Genomic DNA, 17,010 nt, shown 5'->3' with positions numbered 1-17,010 from the left:
ATTCCGGCCATTTAAAGCCCGATTTCCTTGACCGACGACACCTACGACAACGCCGCAGCCCCGGTTGGCGGCGACATCTCCACCATCACCATCGAAAACGAGCTGCGCCGCTCGTACCTCGACTACGCCATGAGCGTGATCGTGAGCCGGGCGCTGCCGGACGCGCGCGACGGCCTGAAGCCGGTGCACCGCCGCATCCTGTACTCGATGCACGACCTGAAGATGTCGCCCGAGAAGTCGTATTCGAAGTGCGCCCGCGTGGTCGGTGACGTGCTGGGTCGTTTCCACCCGCACGGCGACGCCTCCGTCTACATGGCGCTGGTCCGCATGGCCCAGCCGTTCTCGATGGGGCTGATGCTGGTCGACGGCCAGGGCAATTTCGGCTCGGTCGACGGCGATATGCCCGCCTCGATGCGTTACACCGAGGCCCGGATGGCCCCGGCCGCCGTGGCGCTGCTGGCCGACATCGACAAGGACACTGTCGATTTCCAGCCGAACTACGACGAGAAGGAGCTGGAGCCGGTCGTTCTGCCGAGCCGGATTCCGAACCTGCTGGTCAACGGCGCGGGCGGCATCGCCGTCGGCATGGCGACCAACATCCCGCCGCACAACCTCGGTGAGGTGATCGACGCGGCGGTGGCCCTGCTGGATGATCCGAACATCGGCGACGAGGCCCTGCTGGACATCGTGCCCGGCCCGGACTTCCCGACCGGCGGCGAGATCATGGGCCGCACCGCGCCCCGCAACGCCCTGCGCGACGGCCGTGGATCGGTGATCGTGCGCGGCAAGGCGACGATCGAGACGATCCGCAAGGACCGCGAGGCGATCGTCGTCACCGAACTGCCGTTCCAGGTGAACAAGCAGACCCTGATCGAGCGCATCGTGGAACTGGTTCGCGAGAAGCGCATCGAGGGCATCGCCGACGTCCGCGACGAATCGGACCGCGACGGCATGCGGATGGTGGTCGAGCTGAAGCGCGACGCCTCGGGCGATGTGATCCTGAACCAGCTGTGGCGCTACACCGCCATGCAGTCGTCGTTCGGCGTCAACATGCTGGCCCTGAACCACGGCCGCCCCGAGCAGATGGGCCTGCGCCAGCTGCTGGAAGCCTTCCTGGAGTTCCGGGAAGAGGTGGTCGTCCGCCGCATCAAGTATGAGCTGGGCAAGGCCCGTGACCGCGGCCACGTGCTGGTCGGTCTGGCCGTCGCCGTCGCCAACATCGACGAGGTGATCCACATCATCCGATCGTCGGCCGATCCGACCGAGGCGCGCGAGCGTCTGCAGGCCAAGGCCTGGCCGGTGGGCGACATGATGGCCCTGATCGAGCTGATCGCCGACCCGCGCTCGGCGCTGGTGGACGGCGACAAGCTGCGTCTGACGGATGAGCAGGCACGCGCCATCCTGGCCCTGACCCTGAGCCGCCTGACCGGCTTGGGCCGTGACGACATCTTCGGCGAGGCGCGTGAGCTGGCCGGGACCATCCAGGGGCACCTGACCCTGCTGTCGGACCGCGCCAACATCCTGGCGGTGATCCGCGAGGACCTGCTGGCGGTAAAGGAGGAGTTCGCCGTTCCGCGTCGCACCCTGATCGGGGAAGGCGACGGCGAGATGGAGGACGAGGACCTGATCCCGCGCGAGGACATGGTCGTGACCGTCACCCACGGCGGCTATGTGAAGCGCGTGGCGCTGAACGCCTATCGGACCCAGCATCGCGGCGGCAAGGGCCGCAGCGGCGTGGCGATGAAGGAGGACGACGCCGTCACGGGCGTGTTCTCGGCGTCGACCCACACGCCGGTGCTGTTCTTCGCCACCAACGGCAAGGCCTACAAGCTGAAGACCTGGCGTCTGCCGCTGGGCAATCCGCAGTCGCGCGGCAAGGCGTTCGTGAACCTGCTGCCGATCGAGCCGGGCGACAGCATCATGAACGTGCTGCCGCTGCCGGAGAACGAGGCGGAGTGGGGCGACTACGACATCATGTTCGCCACCAGCTCGGGCGACGTGCGTCGCAACAAGCTGTCGGACTTCGCCACGGTGAACCGCGCCGGCAAGATCGCGATGAAGCTGGAAGACGGCGACCGGATGGTCGGCGTGGCCCTGTGCACCGCCGAGGACGACGTCCTGCTGACCACGGCCCTGGGCCGGGCGATCCGCTTCAAGGCCGACGATGTGCGCGTGTTCAAGGGCCGGGATTCGACCGGCGTGCGCGGCGTGCGCCTTCAGGATGGCGACGAGGTCATCTCGATGGCCATTCTGGGCCGGGTGGACGCGACGCCGGAAGAGCGCGCCGCCTACGTCAAGCACGCCAACGCCATGCGCAAGGCGCTGGCGGGCGCGGACGGGGAAGAGGACGCGGCTCCGGCTGAAGCTGAAGACGATGTCGCCGACGCTGTCCTGTCGGTCGAGCGGATCGCCGAACTGGGCGCCGCCGAGCAGTTCATCCTGACCGTCACCGAGACGGGCTTCGGCAAGCGGTCATCGGCCTATGAATATCGTCGCACGGGTCGCGGCGGGCAGGGTCTGACGGCGCACGGTCTGGGCGGTCGCGCGGGCACGCGTCTGGCGGCGGCCTTCCCGGTCGAGGACAGCGACGATCTGCTGATGGTCACCTCGGGCGGACAGATGATCCGCACTCCGATGGATCAGGTCCGCATCGTCAGCCGCTCCAGCCAGGGCGTCACCATCTTCAAGACCGGCAAGGACGAAAAGGTCGTCTCGGTCGAGCGCCTGCCGGACAGCGGCGGCGATGAAGACGGCGGCGCCGATGAAGGCGAGGACGCGGGCGGGACCGGCGAAAGCTGATCAAGGCTGTCCGGGCTGGAAGCCGGGCAACAGCGCAACGAGTCTGGACAGGCCGGCGCCTTTTGCACGGTCAATGAGACGCTCATCGAGCGTCACCATCGTGCAGGAGAGGGCGTCAGCCAGCGCCAGATAGCTTGCGTCGTATGCCGAGAACCGATGGTCCCGAGCCAGTCGGAATGCTGTGAACGTCAGATCCGCACCGGGCTCGACAAGGGCGACGATCCGGCGCGTGTCGAGCACGGCGCGTTCGCATGTCTCTGCCGAGGCCAAGCCTTTCCAGCTTTTTTTGGCTGCGATGCTCGCGATTTCCAATGCCAGCAGGGAAGGCGCTGTCAGTTCCGCATCCTTGCTGAGGAACTGGCGCGCGGCCAAGGTGCCGGCTTCCTCGAAGAAGGCGGCTGCCAGCACCGAGGCGTCGATAACCCAGCGGTCAGCGGGCATCGCGGTCTTCGCGGATCAGATCGACGCTTGATGTCTCAGAGAAGGTCGATTTCCCCGCGAACCAGTCGAGGATCGCGGCGCGGCGGCGGCGGGCGACCTCGTTAAGGAGTTCCGCCGCGGCTTGCGCGATGCTGATGTTTTTCTCCTCGGAGAGGTCTTCAAGCATCCGCACTGCACTGGGAGACAGGCCGTCCATAGGCGGGGTCGGAACTGCTGTGGTCGCTGCAGGCGCATCTTCTGACTGAATAAATGTGACGTGCTGAGTGCGAACGTCCAGCTTGGCTTTGCGGTTGGCGCGAAGCCATGCGAGGGCCTGGCTGTGCGTTTCCGTGTTCGCCCACCATTGCCGCTTCTTGTCTCCGTAGGCCGTCGGAGGAAGCGGGCGGCCCAGGATTTTCTCGATCTGTTCATACGACATGACGACCGCGGGCTCGGAGCGATCCTTGAGATAGTTCTGAAGGGGTTGGTAGACGGTCATAGGTGTGCTCCACTTGATCACTGTTAAGTTATATAAAGTTATATAGCCGAATGTCAAGCTACGCGATCCACATCGACGGGGAGCCGGCGACCATCGAGGCGCTGGCGCCCGTCATCGTGTCCAACTACGGCGCCTTCACCTCGATGCAGGTCGAGGATGGGGCGGTGCGTGGGCTGGACCTGCATTTGGATCGTTTGCGGGACGAGGCGCTGGCGCTGTTCGGCGTGGCCGTGCCCGAGGCGCGGCTGCGCGAGCGGATGCGGGCGGCGCTGGAGGGGCTGAACGGGCGGCACAGCCTGCGGGTCCAGCTGTTTCTTGAAACCGTTACGATGCGGACGGCCTGGGCGAAGGGCGAGCCGGGCGTGCTGACGGTGGTGTCGGCTCCGGCGAATCCGGTGTGCGACCCCCTGCGTCTGCAGACGCAGGACTATGCGCGGGAAATGCCCGAGCTGAAGCACAACGCCACCTTCGGCCTGACCCTCGCACGCCGAAACGCGAAGGCGGCGGGGTTTGATGATGCCCTGTTCGTCGGCCCGGACGGCGTGGTGTCCGAGGGCTCGATCTGGAACATCGGCTTCGTCGAGGACGGCCGGATCATATGGCCCCGGGCGCCGATGTTGCGCGGCGTGGGCCAGAGGTTGCTGGAGAACGGGCTGGATCTGGTCGGACTGGACAGCGAGAGCCGGCTGATCGACCGGGCGGCGCTGGCCGGGTTCCGGTCGGCCTTCATCTGCAACAGCGCGACCCCGGCCTGTCCGGTGGCGCATATCGACGGGCAGGCGCTGGACGTCGATCCGGCCCTGATCGACCGCCTTCAGGCCGCCTGGGCGTCGAACGCGCCGCAGACGATCTAGGCCGCTCGTTTCGCACCTGCTAAACCGATGAAAAGTCGGGGAGGACTTCGATGCGTATTGGCCTGTATCCGGGCACCTTCGACCCGATCACCAACGGGCATCTGGACATCATCAAGCGCGCGGTGAAGCTGGTGGACCGGCTGGTCATCGGCGTGGCCCAGAATGATGACAAGGGTCCGCTGTTCACGACCGCCGAACGGGTCGAGATGGTGCGCGCCGAGGTGGCCGTCTTCGGCGATCAGGTCGAGGTTCGCCCCTTCTCCAGCCTGCTGATGCATTTCGCGGAAGAGCTGGACGCGACGGTGATCGTGCGCGGCCTGCGCGCCGTGGCCGATTTTGAGTACGAATTCCAGATGACGGCGATGAACCAGCGCCTCAATGCGGACATCGAGACCGTCTTCCTGATGGCGGACCCGCGGCATCAGGCGATCGCCTCGCGGCTGGTCAAGGAAATCGCCCGGCTGGGCGGGAATATAGGCAGTTTTGTCAGCCCGGCGGTCGCGGCCGCGGTGCTGGACAGGGTCAAGGGATAGAATGCGCTTCAACACGATCATCGCCGCGGCGGCCGCCGCCGTTCTCATGACCGCCGCCGCACCGGAGGCCCGGTCGCAGACGGCGCCCGCGCCCGCCGCCGGATGGCGGACGATCGCGCCCGAGAACCTGCTGGTCATCGACACGTCGAAGGGCCGGATCATCGCCGAGATGGACCCGCGCCTGGCGCCGCAGTCGGTCGAGCGTGTTCGCACTCTGGCGAACCGGGGCTTCTATGACGGCCTGAAGTGGCACCGGGTGATCGAGGGCTTCATGGCCCAGGGCGGCGATCCGCTGGGCACGGGCGAGGGCGGCAGCGAACTGCCTGATCTGCAGGGTGAGTTCAGCTTCCGTCGTGGACGCGCTGACGGTTTCGTCAGCACCGGTCCGGGCGCCACGGGGGCGAGCCAACTGGGCGTGATCGGGTCGATGGCTGTCGAGACCCAGCCGGACGCCCAGATGATGATCACCGCGGACTTCAAGACCGACGCCCTGGCCCTGTTCTGCACCGGGGTTCTGGGTATGGCGCGGGCGGGCGATCCGAACAGCGCCAATAGCCAGTTCTTCGTGATGACCGCCCCCAATGATGCGCTGAACAGCCTCTACACCCCCTTCGGCCGCGTGCTGTCGGGGCTGGACGCGGCGCGGGCGCTGAAGGCCGGTGATCAAAGCCAGGGTGGTCGGGTGACCGACCCGGACCTGATGACGCGTGTCCGCACGGCCTCGGCCCTGCCGGAAGGCGAACGGCCGACGGCGCGGGTGATGACAACCAACAGCCCGGCCTTCACCGAATTGCTCGCGTCGACCCGCACCCGGCTGGGCCGACGGTTCAATGTCTGTGAGATCCAGCCGACGGCCGAAGTCACCGGCGGCTGAGCCGGGACAAGGGGAGGGGATGATGAAGCTGACGTTCGCCCTGGTCGCCGCGGCGGCCCTGATGGCCGGCCCGGTGATGGCGCAGGAGGTCGGCGGTCCGCCGCCGCCGCCGCCCGCGCCGACGCCCCAAACCACGATCGGGTCCACCGACTGGCGCACGGTCGCGCCGGAGAACCTGCTGGTCATCGACACCACCAAGGGCCGGATCATCGTCGAACTGACGCCCGAGATCGCGCCGCTGCATGTGGCGCGGATGCGCCAACTGGCCCGCAACGGCTTCTTCGACAACCTGACCTGGCACCGGGTGATCGACTGGTTCATGGCCCAGACCGGCGATCCGCTGGGCAACGGCGAGGGCCAGAGCGCCTGGCCCGACCTGAAGGCCGAGTTCACCTTCCGACGTGATCCCGCGATGCCGTTCGCCCCGGTGGCCGAGCCGACCGGCGCGCGTGTGGGCTTCCTGGGATCATTGCCGGTCCAGACCCAGCCCGACGCCGCCTTCGCCCAGACCGGCGACGGCAAGGTGCACGGCTGGGGCGTCTACTGCCCCGGCGTGGTCGGCATGGCCCGCGACGAGGGCAATGACACCGCCAACAGCCAGTTCTTCATCATGCGACAGGCCTATCCGGCGCTGGACAAGCGCTACACCATCTGGGGCATGACGGTGTCGGGTCTCGATGTCGTGCGGGCGTTGCAGGTCGGGGACGGTGAGAACGGCATGATGGCCTCGGTCCAGCCGGATCGCATGACCCGGGTGCGGGTGGGTTCGGACATTCCGGAGGCCGAACGCCCGACGGTGCAGGTGCTGTCGCCTAACTCCGAGCGCTTCATGAGCATCGTCGGCGCGGCGCGGACCGCGCGGGGCGCGGACTTCTCGGTGTGCGACGTGACCCTGCCGGTTCAGGTGACGGGCTGACCAGCGCCTTTCGTGGAGCCGGCCCGCCGCCTCCGCCGTTTCCGGCGGGCGGGTTTGCGGTCTTCGCGCATGCGTTCCAGCAGCAGGCCCTCGCGCAGGCCGCGGTCGGCGACGCGGACGCGCTCTGACGGCCAGGCGCGCTGGACCGCCTCCATGATGGCGGCGCCGGCGAGGACCAGATCGGCGCGGTCGGGGCCGATGCAGCTTTCCGCGGCGCGACCGTCAGGGCCGAGGGCCTGAAGCCTTTCCGCCGCCGCCTCGCAATCGGCGCGGGTCATCCAGAGCCCGTCGACAAGATTGCGCTGATAGCGGCGCAGGCCCAGGTGGATGCCCGCCAGACTGGTGATGGCGCCGGAGGTGCCGACCATGTGGGCGCGACCGGCGACAAACAGCTCGCGCAGGGCCGGATCGACCGGAGAGTCGGCGATGGCGGCGCCCATGTCGGCGACCATGGCCTCGTACCAGGGATGGAGGTCTCCACTGAGGGGCTCGGGATGACGCTCGGCCAGGGTGACGACCCCGATGGGGGCGGACATCCAGCCCTCCAGGACAAAGGCCCCGTCCTTGCGACGCAGCCAGTTCAGCTCGGTCGAGCCGCCGCCGACGTCGACCACCAGAATGGCCTCGGCGGTCGGATCGAACAGGTTGAGGCAGCCTTCCACCGCCAGGCGGGCTTCCTCGGCCGGGTCGATGATCCGCAGCTTCAGGCCCGTGCCCTGACGGACGCGCTCGATGAAGGCGGCGCCGTTTTCGGCCTGACGGCAGGCCTGGGTCGCGACGGCCATCAGGCGGGACGGATCGACGCCGCGACGGACCAGACGCTCGCTGCACAGCATCAGGGCCTCGTAGGCGCGCTCCATGGCGGCGTCATCGAGGCGGCCGGTGCGGGACAGGCCCTCGCCCAGACGCACGATCCGACTGAAGGAGTCGACGACGCGAAAGCCGTCCTTCGCCGGTCGGGCGATGAGCAGGCGGCAATTGTTGGTCCCCAGATCAAGGGCCCCGTAAAGGACACCCTCGCGACCTGGCGCCCCCGCCGCGACGGGCGCGCCGCCGCGGGCGCGCTTGCCGTCAGGCCGCCGGGGCTGGGACCGTTGGCGCGAGGACGCGCCTGCGGTCTCCGGCATGGGCCGAATCTTTCAAGGTGGGCGGTCCGGAACGGCGCCCGTCCCCGATAGCGTAGACCGCGAAACTGATCCGCGCCAAGCGTGTCTGTCGCGAAAATGAACGGGAAGGCGGTGATGCGGCTCAGGTTGACAGGCGTAGCTGTGGAGCATGACCCGATCCACCTTCGCCCGCTTCGGCCTCGGCCAGATCGTTCGACACAGACATGCCGGCTTCCGCGGCGTGGTGATCGACGTCGACCCCGTGTTCGCCGGTCCCGTCGGCGCGACCGGAGACATTTCGCCCGACCAGCCCTTCTATCAGGTGCTGGCTATGGGGACCGACGGCGGCTTCATGGCCTATGCGCCCGAGGACATGCTGGAGCATGACCCGGAGCTGTCCACCCTGACCCGCGACGCCGAGCGCCGGTACTTCACCATGGACGGCGAGGGCCACCACGCCCCGCGCGCGCAGGCGATCCACTGAACGGTGCTGGCGTGGCCGGGCGGGCGGTTCTAGATTGACAGACAAGGGGCCGTCAGAGCCCGAAGTGCCAGGAGCGCCGCCATGTCTGATTTCGAGCACGTCTTTGACAAGCCGCCCGAAGGGGCCGCCGAGGACTGGACGATTCCGCAGGACTGGCGCGCCTATACCGAGACCGAGCACAAGACCTGGGACACCCTGTACGCCCGGCAGATGAAGATCCTGCCCGGCCGCGCCGCCGACGTCTTCTTCAAGGGTCTGGAGTCGCTGGACCTGAACACGGGCGGCATCCCGGACTTCTCGCTGATGAACCCCAAGCTGCAGGCCCTGACCGGCTGGACCGTGGTGTGTGTTCCCGGGCTGGTGCCGGACGAGGTGTTCTTCGATCATCTGGCCAACCGGCGCTTCCCCTCGGGCCAGTTCATCCGGAAGCCGGACCAGCTGGACTACCTGCAGGAGCCGGACATCTTCCACGATGTGTTCGGCCATGTGCCGATGCTGACCGACCCGGACTTCGCCGCCTATATGGAGGCCTACGGCAAGGGCGGGCAGCGGGCGGCGGCGCTGGGCATGCTGCCCAATCTGGCGCGGCTGTACTGGTACACGGTCGAGTTCGGCCTGATGAAGGAGGCCGACCAGCTGCGCATCTACGGCGCGGGGATCGTGTCCTCGGCGACCGAGAGCGTGTTCGCGCTGGAAGACCCGTCGCCGAACCGGATCGGCTTTGATCTGGAGCGGGTGATGAAGACCCTCTACCGGATCGACGACTTCCAGCAGGTCTATTTCGTGATCGACTCGATCGAGGCGCTGAAGGGCGAGACCCTGAAGGACTTCGGCCCGATCTATGAGCGGCTGAAGGGCGCGGACGCCATTCCGATCGAGACCATCCTGCCGACGGACGAGGTCTTCACCGAGGGCACGCAGGCCTATGCGGCCAAGGGCGGGCGGTTCGCGGCGTGATGATCCTTCTCCCCCGGAGGAGAGAAGGAAGATGGCTCAATCCTCGTGCGAGATCAGGCTGTGATGCCTGGTGTCGCGCATGAAGAGGTAGACCAGCAGGGACACGCCGATCATGGCGGTGACGTACCAGAAATAGACGCTTTCGATCCCGGCGCCCTTGAGCCACAGGGCGACGTATTCGGCCGTGCCGCCGAAGGCCGCGTTGGCGATGGCGTAGGGCAGGGCGACGCCCAGTGCGCGGATGTGGGCGGGGAACAGCTCGGCCTTCACCACGGCGTTGATGGCCGTATAGCCGCTGACGATCACCAGAGCCGCGAGGGCCAGGGCGAAGGCGACGAACGGATTATCGACCGAGGCCAGCAGGGTCATGATCGGCACGGTGAACAGCAGACCCAGAACGCCGAACGCGACCATCACCGGCTTGCGGCCGATGCGGTCCGACAGGGCGCCGACGGCGGGCTGGAGGCACATGAAGAGGAACAGGGCCGCGGCGCTGATCTCGGTGGCGGAGTCCTTGGAGAAGCCGCTGGTGTTGACCAGGAATTTCTGGAGGTAGGTCGTGTAGGTGTAGAAGGCCAGCGTGCCCCCGGCGGTCAGGCCCATGACCAGAAACGCCTCCTTCGGATGCTTCACGAACAGCAGCAGGGCGCTGGATTTCGGGGCTTCCTGCGTGTCCGAGGCGATGAAGGCGCGGGTCTCATCCAGACGGCGGCGCAGCCAGAAGACGATAACCGCCAGCGCCGCGCCGACGAAGAAGGGGATGCGCCAGCCCCAGGAGGCGAGGTCGCCCTCGCTGAGGGTGTTCTGCAGCACGATGAGCAGCAGCAGGGCCAGAAGCTGGCCCGAGATCAGGGTCACGTACTGGAAGCTGGACCAGAAGCCCCGATGGGCCTTGGCCGCCATCTCGGACAGGTAGGTGGCGGAGGAGCCGTATTCGCCGCCGACGCTGAGGCCCTGCATCAGGCGGGCGAGCAGCAGAAGCGCCGGGGCGGCGAGGCCGATGGTAGCGTAGCCGGGCGTGCAGGCGATGATCAGGCTGCCGCCGCACATCAGGCTGACGGACAGCGTCAGGCCCGCCTTGCGACCCTTGCGGTCGGCATAGACGCCCATGATCCACGCCCCGACCGGGCGCATGAGGAAGCCGACGGCGAATATGGCGGCGCTGGACAGCAGCTGGGCGGTGGTGTCGCCCTTGGGGAAGAAGACCGGGGCGAAATACAGGGTGAAGGCCGCATAGGCGTACCAGTCGAACCACTCGACCAGATTGCCCGCCGAGCCGCCGATGATGTTCCGCAGGCGGCGGGCGGGGGACATGCTCTCTGTCGACGGGATGGCGGTCATCGGGCGGTCTCCGGGAGGCGGCGAAGGCTGAGGGCGACGCCCACGGCCCAGACGGCGAAGGCGGTCTCGAGAATGCGCTGGGCCACGCCCAGCCAGTGGAACCACGGCTGGACGAACCAGACCACGGCGAGGGCCGGAACGCCACAGATCAGGCCGAGGGTGAACAGGCCGCGCAGGGCGGGATGCTTGCGGGCGGCCAGACCGATCAGGAAGACCCCGACCACCCCCGCCAGATAGCCGATGCCGCCCAGAATCTCGTGCAACAGGCCTGACAGGGTGACGCCGCCCGGCACGCACTCGAAATCGCAGGGGAAGACGCCGCCGAACATCAGGCCCAGCCCGTTCAGGGCGCTGAGCCCGAAGCCGATCAGGAACAGGGGCGTGCGGGGAAACAGGACCGCGCACAGCAGCCAGAAGACGGTCAGCAGGGCCCCGGAGACGATGAAGGCAAGGCTGACATTCGGGCCGGTCAGGGCGCCGTCGGCGCCCAGCTCGCTGATGAACTGGCGCAGGTGGTCGTAGCCGGGATAGGCGGCCCCGGCGCCCAGGGTGACGCCGGCGAGGATCAGCAGGCTGAGGATCGCGCAGGCGAGAGCGAGCGCGCGCATCTCAGTCCCGCTGGAACGGATAGAAGTCCGATCCCAGGCCGAGGATTGAAGTGAGTTCGTCCAGGGCGCCCCGGCTTTCGTCCAGCAGGGCCGGGTCGGCGAGGTCAGCGACCTTCAGCTCGTCCCGATACCAGGTCGCGCCCCAGACGCTGAGGGCGCCGTGGAGGTCGTCGGTCAGGCGCATGTCCGGATTGGTGGCGGCCAGCTCGGCCTCGTTCAGCACCACGCGCAGACGCAAGCAGGCGGGGCCGCCGCCGTTGCGCATCGACTGGCGCACGTCGACGTACTCGACCCGACCGATGGGACCGTTGGACGAGGCGACAGCCTCGGCGACCGCATGGGCGCGGGCGTTGTCCCGGGTCTCGGTCGGGCAGATCAGGGTCAGGCGATCCTCGCCCGGGATCTGCACCAGCATGGAGTTGAACAAATAGCTGGAGATGGCGTCAGCGAGGGGGAGGTCGGCCTCGGACACCTCAACGAAGATGGGCTCGAAGCCTTTCGCGGCCGCGCGGATGGCGGCGTGGGTTCCGGCGGTGTCCTCGAAGGCCAGTTGATGGTGGAACAGGGTGTCGAGCGCGCCGACGCAGACGACGTCATTGTGGAAGGTCCCGCCGGCGATGGCGGCCTTCGACTGGCGGGCCAGAACCGCGCCGGACGCCCCGTGGCGGCGGGCGAGAGCTTCGGAGGCCTCGCGCGTCTGGCGGGCGGGGAAGGGGCCGGTCCACGGTTCCCAAGCCTCGCGGCCCCAGACCAGCAGGTTGATGCCCTCCGCGCCATGCTCGGCGCACAGGCGGACATGGTTGGCGGCGCCCTCGTCGGCCAGATGGGCGACGGAGGGCAGGGCGTCGTGGACGGCGAAGCGCGCGGGATCGGGGAAGAGGGCGTCGAGCGCGCGCTTGGTCTGCTGATGCTCCAGCGAGCGGTGCAGGTTGGTGACGAGGTTGGCGGGGGTGAAGTGGACCCGGCCGTCGGCGCTGTCGGCGGACGGGGTCACCGTCGCGGCGTTGGCGGCCCACATGGGCGAGGCCGAGCAGGCAGCGGCGGCGAAGGTGGGGGCGTCCTTCCAGGCGCGCTCGAGCACTTGGGCGTCCGTGCCGGAGAAGCCCAGGCTGCGCAGGAAGGGCAGGTTGGGCCGCTCGTGCGGCGGCAGGACGAACTGGGGCAGGCCGAGGTCGGCCAGCCGCTTCATCTTGTCGAGGCCCTGCAGGACGGCGGCGCGCGGGTTGGACGCCTGCCCCTCGTTACGGCTGGAGGCGAGGTTGCCGGGGCTGAGCCCGGCGTAGGAATGGGTCGGCCCGATCAGACCGTCGGCGTTGGCTTCGATGGCGCTCATTAAAAGCCCTCCCCTCGAGGGGGAGGGTTGGGAGGGGTGGAGGCAGGCTGTTGGCCGGTGCGGCGCGAAGGGCCCGATCCCGCCTTTTGCGCCAGTCCGTCATACATTGAGCGCGCACCCCATCCCCCGGCCCCTTCCCCCTCGAGGGGAAGGGGAGAAGTCTGGCGGATCGCCATAACGATTTCAGCAACGACGGCGTCGAGGTCATCCGGGATGCGGCGGCTGTCGATCCTCAGGACGCGGTAGTCTTGGCCGCTTAGCCATTCATCCCGTTTGAGATCACGCAGGGCGACACCTGTCTGACCATGGATGCCGCCATCGACCTCAATGATCAGCTTTGCTGGAAGGCAAGCGAAGTCCACGACGTAGGGACCGATGGGCGCCTGTCGTCGGACGCGGATCGGCAGGAGCCGCAAGCGTTCCCAGAGTTTGGCTTCCGTCCAGGTTGGGTCGTTTCGCAGGCGACGGGCGCGTTCACGTCCCCCGGCCTTGATCCGTTCCGTTTTTGAGAAGCGATCAAACTCCATCAGCTCAACCCCTTGATCTCGCTTTCGATATTCTTCACCGCATCGGCCTCGAAGCTGGCGACCGGGTAGGCGCAGTAGTCGGCGGCGTACCAGGCGGAGGGTCGGTGGTTGCCGCTGGCGCCGAGGCCGCCGAAGGGCATGTCGCCGGCGGCGCCGGTGGTCGGGCGGTTGAAGTTGACCACGCCCGCGCGGATGCGGCGGATGAAGGTCTGCCAGTTCGCGGGATCATCGCTGACCAGACCGGCGCTGAGGCCGTAGCGGGTGGCGTTGGCTTCAGCGATGGCGGCGTCGAAGGACGAGACGCGGGTCACCGACAGGAAGGGGGCGAACATCTCCTCGTCGGGGACGCTGACGCCGGTGACGTCGATGATGGCGGGCTTGACGAAGGCGCCGGGAAGGTTGCCGACCGGACCGGAGGCGCGGATCACCCGAGCGCCCGCGTCGATGCGCTCCTGAAGGGCGGCAAGGGCGGCGGCGGCGGCCTTCTCGGAGATCAGCGGCCCGGCGTAGGGCTCGGTCGGGCTGTTCCAGGGGGCGAAGATCAGGCGGTCGCTGAGGGCGGCGATGGCGTCCACGATGGCATCGCCCTGCGGGCCTTCCGGCACGATCAGACGACGGGCGCAGGAGCAGCGCTGGCCGGTGGTGATGAAGGCGGACTGGACGGCGATGCCCGCGACGGCTTCGGCGTCAGCGGCGTCCCAGACGACCAGCGGATTGTTGCCGCCCAGCTCCAGCGCGAGAATGACGTGTGGATCGTCCGCGAACTTGCGCCGGAAGTGGGCGCCCGCCGCGCCCGAGCCGGTGAACATCAGGGCGTCGATGCCGTTGTTCAGCAGGTCCGCGCCGCTGTCGCGACCGCCCTGGATCATGTTAAAGACCCCGCGCGGCAGGTCGGCCGCTTCGAAGCACTCAGCCATCAGCCGGCCGGTCAGGGGCGTCTCTTCCGACGGCTTGAAGACCACGGTGTCGCCCGCCAGCAGGGCCGGGACGATATGGCCGTTGGGCAGGTGGCCGGGGAAGTTGAACGGCCCGAGAACCGCCGCGACGCCGTGCGGGCGGTGGCGCAGGGTGGCGGAGCCGAAGGCGGTGGCGGCGGTGCGCTCGCCGGTGCGCTCGTCATAGGCGCGGATCGAGATGTCGACCTTGCCCTGCATGGCCTGAAGTTCGGTGGTGGTCTCCCACAGGGCCTTGCCGGTTTCGCGGCTGATGGCCTCGGCGATCTGCGGCGCGCGGTCCTTGAGCACGGCCTGATAGCGCTTCACCGCGTCGATGCGGTCCTGACGCGGGCGGTCGGCCCAGTCGGGGAAGGCGTCACGGGCGGCATCGGTAGCGTCGCCGCAGACAAGTTGCGAGGCGTCCCAGCCTTCCCAGACGACCTCGCCCGTCGCCGGATCGGTAGAGTTGAACCGCGCGTGGCCTTCGTCAAACCATTCGCCGTTGATGAAATGCGTCATTCGGGTCTGCTTTCGTCAGGTCTTTACGCGAACAGTATCGCCAGCACGCACCTTCAGCGCGTCGGCGGTTTCGCGGGTGAGGGTGGCGGTGTCGCCTTCAAGGTGGGCGCGCTGGCGGACGGCGCGGAAGGCGCCGACGCTGTCGGTCGAGATCAGGGCGGGCAGTTCGGCCTCGACCTCGTCGGCGAGGGCGACGGTCAGGGCGCGGGCGTCGCGGACGGTGCGGATGTTATCGCGCTGGCAGGAGACGGTCGGACCGGCGTCGAAGATGTCGATCAGGCCGTTGGGGCGGAAGCCCTCGCTCTCCAGCAGGGCCATGGCGGGCACGCCCTGCGGGTGCACCTTGCCGATCACCGCACGAGCGGGCTCGGGCAGGAGTTCGACATAGATCGGATGGCGCGGGGCCAGATCGAGGATGAACTGCTTGTCGGTGGAGCCTGTCATCCGGTCCGCCTCATCGAAGTCCATCGGGAAGAATTTGTGGGCGACATGGTCCCAGAAGGGGCAGGCGCCGTCGGGGGTGAAGACACCGCGCAGCTCGGCCAGGACGTTCTCGTTGAACAGCTCCGGCTCGGTGCCGATCAGCATGTAGCGCGACTGGCTGAGCAGGCGGCCCGCGCCGCCCTTGCGCCGGTCGGCCTTGAGGAAGAGGGAGCCGACCTCGGTCCAGCCGGTGCATTCGTTGACCAGCACCAGCGTCTTCTGTTCCAGCTTGATGCCGAGCGACGGCGAGGACTGGGCGTTGCTGACGACCCGGAAGCTGAAGAAGGGGCGTTTGAGGCCCACCGAGGCCTTCACCGAGCCGATGCCGTCAACGTCGCCGGTTTCGGATTCCTCTAGCATCAGGGTGTACCAGCGCTCATGCGGCTCCATGCCGCCCGCGAAGCTGTCGCGGCTGAGGTCGAGGCGTTCGGCCAACTGGTCCGGGTCTTCCGGCAGGCTGGTGAAGCCGGGGCCGGACAGGATGGCCAGTTCGAGCAGGTGGTCGAGGTCGGCGGGGCCGGCGGGTCTGACGACGAGCATGGGGTTACATCGTCTCCAGACGCAGGGACTTCAGTTTCAGGGCGTCAATCTCGCCCGAGGCGATCTTGCACAGGATGAGCGCACTCAGTTGGGCGCGCTCGACGAAGCTGGCGGGCCAGGCGAACTCCTGATCCGAATGGATGTCCCCACCAAGGACGCCGAGGGTGTCGATGTTGGGCAGACCCGCGGCGTGCAGGTTGTTGCCTTCGCAGACGCCGCCCGAAGGCTTCCACGCGATGGTCTGGCCCAGCAGGGCGCCGGCTTCCTTCACCGCCTCGAACAGGGCGGTCTGGGAGGCGTCCATCGGCTTTGGCGCGCGGGTCATGCCGCCGTGCAGGTCAAGCGTCAGGCCGGGGAAGGGCGGCTCGGCGGTGATCTGTCGGACCGTCTCCGAAATCCAGGCCGAGGACTGTGCGTCCGGGACGCGGACGTTGAAGCGGACCACGGCGTTGTCGGCGACGACATTGAGCGGGCCGCCGCCGCTGATCTTCGCGACATTGACTGTGACGCCGTCGCGCTGGCCGTTCAGGGCGTGCAGTCGGGCGGCGATGATGGCGGCCCCGGCGACGGCGTTGGCCCCCTCATGGAAAGCCCGGCCCGCGTGGGCGGCTTTGCCGGTGACGATCAGATGGTAGTTGCCGCTGCCTTTGCGCTCGCCCGCCAGCGTGCCGTCCGACAGGGCGGGTTCATAGGTCATGCCGACGTGGCCGCGCGCGCCCAGTCCCGCCAGCAGGGGGGCGGATGCGGGCGAGCCGATCTCCTCGTCGGGCGACAGCAGGACGGTCCAGCCGACACGCTCCCGATCCGGATGGGTCTCGAAGGCTTCGAGGGCGGCCAGCAGGACCGAGATGCCACCCTTCATGTCGGCGATGCCGGGACCGTTCAGGGCCCCGTCGGCGCGGCTCACGACCGTCTGGAAGTCCGAGGTCTCGGGGAAGACGGTGTCGTAGTGGCCGGTCAGCACCACCTGGAGCGGCGCGTCGGGGCGACAGGTGATCTTCAGGGCGTCGGCGTGAGCCTCCTCGCGCACCGAGCCGTCGTCGGCGACGGTGGTCGAGCCTTGCGTGGGGATGCGCTCGACGGTCGCGGGCAGGGCGCGGGCCGTGGCCTCGAGCAGGGCCAGGACCGCGCTCAACCCGGCGGCATGACGGCTGCCGGAGTTGACGTTCGCCCACTCCACCGCCCGTCCGATGATCACGGCTTCGCGTGCCGCGACGTGGTCGAGCACGGACTGTTCAGGAGGCAGAATCCGCATCGGCCGGAACCTAGCCGGGCGCGAGGG

Annotated in this window: 17 protein-coding genes; 7 read left to right on the top strand and 10 right to left on the bottom strand. The window is 68.2% G+C overall.

What is annotated here, in order from left to right; translation table 11 throughout:
* The first annotated feature begins 27 nt into the window (after positions 1-27).
* A complete protein-coding gene (gene gyrA / locus ACODRV_RS09825; protein WP_488908198.1) occupies positions 28-2,799 on the top strand; it encodes a DNA gyrase subunit A in 2,772 nt (923 codons plus the stop codon).
* Here the strand turns inward: gyrA and ACODRV_RS09820 are convergent, their stop codons facing one another.
* Together ACODRV_RS09820 and ACODRV_RS09815 are read right to left on the bottom strand one after the other, a co-directional pair.
* Positions 2,800-3,240: a type II toxin-antitoxin system VapC family toxin gene (locus tag ACODRV_RS09820; RefSeq protein ID WP_488908197.1), complete on the bottom strand. Its 441-nt coding sequence runs from the start codon at positions 3,238-3,240 to the stop codon at positions 2,800-2,802. It abuts the gene before it with no gap.
* Entirely contained in the window at positions 3,230-3,718 is a 489-nt protein-coding gene (locus ACODRV_RS09815; RefSeq protein WP_488908196.1) for a DUF7662 domain-containing protein, read from the bottom strand. The genes ACODRV_RS09820 and ACODRV_RS09815 overlap by 11 nt, the downstream gene beginning before the upstream one ends.
* Before the next feature lie 50 nt (positions 3,719-3,768).
* Between ACODRV_RS09815 and ACODRV_RS09810 the strand changes: the two genes are divergently transcribed.
* Genes ACODRV_RS09810 through ACODRV_RS09795 form a run of 4 tightly spaced genes read left to right on the top strand, consistent with a single transcriptional unit; the run spans position 3,769 to position 6,895 of the window.
* On the top strand, positions 3,769-4,572 hold the full coding sequence (locus tag ACODRV_RS09810; RefSeq protein WP_488908195.1) for an aminotransferase class IV: 804 nt from the start codon (positions 3,769-3,771) through the stop codon (positions 4,570-4,572).
* 50 nt (positions 4,573-4,622) lie between these two features.
* A complete protein-coding gene (coaD, locus tag ACODRV_RS09805; RefSeq protein WP_141627144.1) occupies positions 4,623-5,105 on the top strand; it encodes a pantetheine-phosphate adenylyltransferase in 483 nt (160 codons plus the stop codon).
* A gap of 1 nt (position 5,106) precedes the next feature.
* The gene (locus tag ACODRV_RS09800; RefSeq protein ID WP_488908194.1) at positions 5,107-5,979 is read left to right on the top strand and encodes a peptidylprolyl isomerase; all 873 of its coding nucleotides are present in this window, start codon (positions 5,107-5,109) and stop codon (positions 5,977-5,979) included.
* A gap of 22 nt (positions 5,980-6,001) precedes the next feature.
* The gene (locus ACODRV_RS09795; protein WP_488908193.1) at positions 6,002-6,895 is read left to right on the top strand and encodes a peptidylprolyl isomerase; all 894 of its coding nucleotides are present in this window, start codon (positions 6,002-6,004) and stop codon (positions 6,893-6,895) included.
* On the opposite strand, the gene ACODRV_RS09790 is transcribed toward ACODRV_RS09795, so the two are convergent.
* On the bottom strand, positions 6,880-8,022 hold the full coding sequence (locus tag ACODRV_RS09790; protein ID WP_488908192.1) for a Ppx/GppA phosphatase family protein: 1,143 nt from the start codon (positions 8,020-8,022) through the stop codon (positions 6,880-6,882). The genes ACODRV_RS09795 and ACODRV_RS09790 overlap by 16 nt on opposite strands.
* 148 nt (positions 8,023-8,170) lie before the next feature.
* On the opposite strand from ACODRV_RS09790, the gene hspQ reads away from it, so the two are divergent.
* Positions 8,171-8,485 carry a heat shock protein HspQ gene (gene hspQ, locus ACODRV_RS09785; RefSeq protein WP_141627140.1) on the top strand — a complete coding sequence of 105 codons (315 nt, stop codon included), beginning with the start codon at positions 8,171-8,173 and terminating at the stop codon, positions 8,483-8,485.
* Between the two features lie 81 nt (positions 8,486-8,566).
* Positions 8,567-9,442 (top strand): phenylalanine 4-monooxygenase, encoded by an 876-nt coding sequence (gene phhA, locus ACODRV_RS09780; RefSeq protein ID WP_488908191.1) that lies wholly within the window; start codon positions 8,567-8,569, stop codon positions 9,440-9,442.
* A 36-nt stretch (positions 9,443-9,478) separates the two neighbouring features.
* Here phhA and ACODRV_RS09775 read toward each other — a convergent pair whose 3' ends face one another.
* The 7 genes from ACODRV_RS09775 to ACODRV_RS09745 are packed head-to-tail and all read right to left on the bottom strand — an operon-like array spanning position 9,479 to position 16,983.
* Positions 9,479-10,783, bottom strand: coding sequence for an MFS transporter (locus tag ACODRV_RS09775; protein WP_488908190.1), 1,305 nt, complete (start codon positions 10,781-10,783; stop codon positions 9,479-9,481).
* Positions 10,780-11,391, bottom strand: coding sequence for a DUF998 domain-containing protein (locus tag ACODRV_RS09770; RefSeq protein WP_488908189.1), 612 nt, complete (start codon positions 11,389-11,391; stop codon positions 10,780-10,782). Before ACODRV_RS09770 ends, ACODRV_RS09775 begins: the two co-directional genes overlap by 4 nt.
* A gap of 1 nt (position 11,392) precedes the next feature.
* On the bottom strand, positions 11,393-12,724 hold the full coding sequence (gene astB / locus ACODRV_RS09765) for an N-succinylarginine dihydrolase (RefSeq protein ID WP_488908188.1): 1,332 nt from the start codon (positions 12,722-12,724) through the stop codon (positions 11,393-11,395).
* Positions 12,724-13,251, bottom strand: coding sequence for an endonuclease domain-containing protein (locus ACODRV_RS09760; RefSeq protein ID WP_488908187.1), 528 nt, complete (start codon positions 13,249-13,251; stop codon positions 12,724-12,726). Before ACODRV_RS09760 ends, astB begins: the two co-directional genes overlap by 1 nt.
* A complete protein-coding gene (gene astD, locus ACODRV_RS09755; protein WP_488908186.1) occupies positions 13,251-14,705 on the bottom strand; it encodes a succinylglutamate-semialdehyde dehydrogenase in 1,455 nt (484 codons plus the stop codon). The genes ACODRV_RS09760 and astD overlap by 1 nt, the downstream gene beginning before the upstream one ends.
* A 15-nt stretch (positions 14,706-14,720) precedes the next feature.
* Entirely contained in the window at positions 14,721-15,728 is a 1,008-nt protein-coding gene (locus ACODRV_RS09750; protein ID WP_488908185.1) for an arginine N-succinyltransferase, read from the bottom strand.
* A gap of 4 nt (positions 15,729-15,732) precedes the next feature.
* Positions 15,733-16,983, bottom strand: coding sequence for a hydrolase (locus tag ACODRV_RS09745; RefSeq protein ID WP_488908184.1), 1,251 nt, complete (start codon positions 16,981-16,983; stop codon positions 15,733-15,735).
* Positions 16,984-17,010 lie beyond the last annotated feature (27 nt).

The organism is Brevundimonas sp. FG8 (assembly GCF_057808845.1).
The sequence above is the reverse complement of the archived record's forward strand: the minus strand, read 5'-3'. Positions and strand labels throughout refer to the sequence as shown.